Genomic DNA, 2,629 nt, shown 5'->3' with positions numbered 1-2,629 from the left:
CATATGCCCACCAATCCTTTTTCGCACTTGCAGCAGAGTATCGGATGATGTCAGGATCACGTCAGGTGTTTAGAAATACCTTTGCCGGCGCCCAATTTCAGCGCCATCGGTTCTTCCTGTTAATCGCCGATAAACAATCAACCGCAGGCTGGAGCCATGCGTAAATTAAAAGAAACCTTCCGGTTGCCGCTTATTTTTGATCGGCGCTTCCTGGCGTATTTTCATGACATTTTGGTTGCCGGGGTTTCGTTTATTGTGTCGCTTTACCTGCGGGTTGGGGATGGGATTATCCATTACACCCAAGCCCTGGTTCCCGGCGTCATCCTCTTCACCGTCATCGCCGCCGCCGCCTACCGCTTGTTCGGCATGAACTCCGGTGTCTGGCGCTACGCGTCATTGCGTGACCTGATGGCCATCGCCCGGGCTGTCACCACCACCATCCTTGTTTTCCTGTTGCTGATGTTCCTGGTGACGCGGCTGGAGGCCCTGCCCCGCTCCGTCCCGCTCATCAACTGGTTCGTGCTGGTGGTGCTGCTGGGCGGCCCGCGCCTGCTGTACCGCCTGGCGAAAGACCGGCGGCTGGCCGGCATCCTGGAAAGCAACGCCCGCGACCGTATCCCCGTGCTGCTGGTCGGCGCCGGCGATGAGGCGGAGATTTTCATCCGCGCCATGGCCACGGACCGGGATGCCGCCTACCGCGTGGTGGGCATCCTGGACGACAAGGGCGGCCGCATCGGGCGCGAGATTCACGGCGTGAAGGTGCTGGGCCGCCTGGCCGAGCTGTCCTCCGTCGTCGGCGACTTGGCCGCCGGGGGGCAGTGCCCGCGCCGCCTGATACTGACCCGTCCCCGCGCCCGCCTGTCAGGCACGCGGCTGGGCGCGCTGGTGGAGAAGTGCGAGGCGCTGAACCTGGTGCTGGCCCGCCTGCCTGACCTGACCGACTTCCGCGACGCGGTGGCTGAAGGGCCGATGACGGTGCGTCCCATCGTCATCGAGGACCTGCTGGGTCGCCCGCAGGTGGCGCTGGACAAGGGCGCGATCGACGGCCTGGTGGCTGGCCGCACCGTGCTGGTCACGGGCGCCGGTGGCACCATCGGGTCGGAGCTGACCCGCCAGATCGCGCAGTTGAAGCCCCGTCGCCTGATCCTGCTGGACCACGGGGAGTTCAACCTCTACTCCATCGAGATGGAGATGCGGGAAAACTGCCCGGACCTGGACTGCCGCGCCGTGCTGGCCAACGTCCGCGACCGCAACCGCATGCTGGAAGTCTTCCGCGAGGAAAAGCCGGAACTGGTGTTCCACGCCGCGGCACTGAAACATGTGCCGATGGTGGAGCTGAACCCGGTCGAGGGCGTGCTGACCAACGTGCTGGGCACCCGCAACGTCGCCGATGCCGCCATCGCTGCCGGTGCGGCCGCCATGGTACTGATCTCCACCGACAAGGCGGTGCGGTCGACCAATGTGATGGGCGCCACCAAGCGCATCGCCGAGTGCTATTGCCAGGCGCTGGACATCGTCGCCTCCAGCGGCAGCAAGGGGTGGCAGACGCGCTTCATGACGGTGCGCTTCGGCAACGTGCTGGGCTCCACCGGGTCGGTGGTGCCGTTGTTCAGCCGGCAGCTGCGTGCCGGCGGGCCTCTGACCGTGACACACCCGGAAGTGTGCCGTTACTTCATGACGGTACGCGAGGCGGTGGAGCTGGTGCTGCAGGCTTCCGCCTATGGCATGAATGCCGGCCGGGATGACCGTGGCCGCATCTTCGTGCTGGACATGGGCCAGCCGGTGAAGATCGTCGACCTGGCCCGGCAAATGATCCGCCTGGCGGGCCTGCGTCCGGACAAGGACATCAAGATCACCTTCACTGGCCTGCGTCCCGGCGAGAAGCTGTACGAGGAAATGTTCGCCGCCGCCGAACCGCCGGAGCAGACCTCGGCCGAGGGTGTGCTGGTCGCTTCCCCCCGCGCGGTGGATCTGGCCATCCTGCGCCGCTCGCTGGATGAACTGGACGCCGCCTGCGCCACCGCCGACGCGGGCCGCCTGCAAGCCCTGCTGCACCATATCGTCCCCGACTACCGCCAGTTGGAGACCGAACCCCTGGTCGTCCCCCCGGCGGAAGATCCCTTACCCCACCAGGCGTAAGGTGATATCCCAAGGGAAAAGCCCGGAACCTGATGGTTCCGGGCTTTTTGTTCGATCGGACGTCAGATGGTGGCAGCAGGGGCGGTGGACACGCGACGGGCCCCTGTGAGAGCGGCACCGGTCAGGGCACCCGGGCGAAGCGCACCGGGGCGTCGGACCAGTCGACCAACAGGATGGCATACGGGCTGGTCAGGCTGCCGGTGGCGGTGTTGCGGGACGACTGGTCAAACTCGTGGTACTCCACCACCAGGCGGTCGCGCATGCCATCACGATGCTCCACACGCGTGTTCACCACTTCCACGCCGGCTCCCACGGAATTGCGGGACCCCAGGAAGACCCCCAGCGCCATCAACCGGTCCGGCAAGGCCCCCGGCACCCGCATCCCCACCAGATCCCACAGGGACTGCCATTCCGCCGCGTTGCGGGCCACCAGATATGTCGTGCTCTGCGCCCGGCTTATGGAACCGTGCCATTGCCCCCGGCCCCCAGG

Annotated in this window: 2 protein-coding genes; one reads left to right on the top strand and one right to left on the bottom strand. The window is 65.8% G+C overall.

Translation table 11 applies throughout. The features are described from left to right. Nucleotides 1–156: 156 nt before the first annotated feature. Entirely contained in the window at nt 157–2,139 is a 1,983-nt protein-coding gene (locus I55_RS13950; protein WP_044561193.1) for a nucleoside-diphosphate sugar epimerase/dehydratase, read from the top strand. Nucleotides 2,140–2,260: 121 nt separating this feature from the next. Here the strand turns inward: I55_RS13950 and I55_RS13945 are convergent. Further along, nucleotides 2,261–2,629 (bottom strand): hypothetical protein (locus I55_RS13945; protein WP_049974108.1); only part of this gene is annotated, 369 nt, incomplete at its 5' end.

The organism is Azospirillum sp. B4, from assembly GCF_000333275.1.
In the GTDB taxonomy this organism is placed as follows: Bacteria; Pseudomonadota; Alphaproteobacteria; order Azospirillales; family Azospirillaceae; genus Nitrospirillum.
This window is presented reverse-complemented; position numbering and strand designations above follow the sequence as displayed.

Bases quoted from the DNA above. Each gene is read 5' to 3' on its own strand.
- I55_RS13950 (WP_044561193.1), top strand. From the start codon at position 157: ATGCGTAAATTAAAAGAAACCTTCCGGTTGCCGCTTATTTTTGATCGG.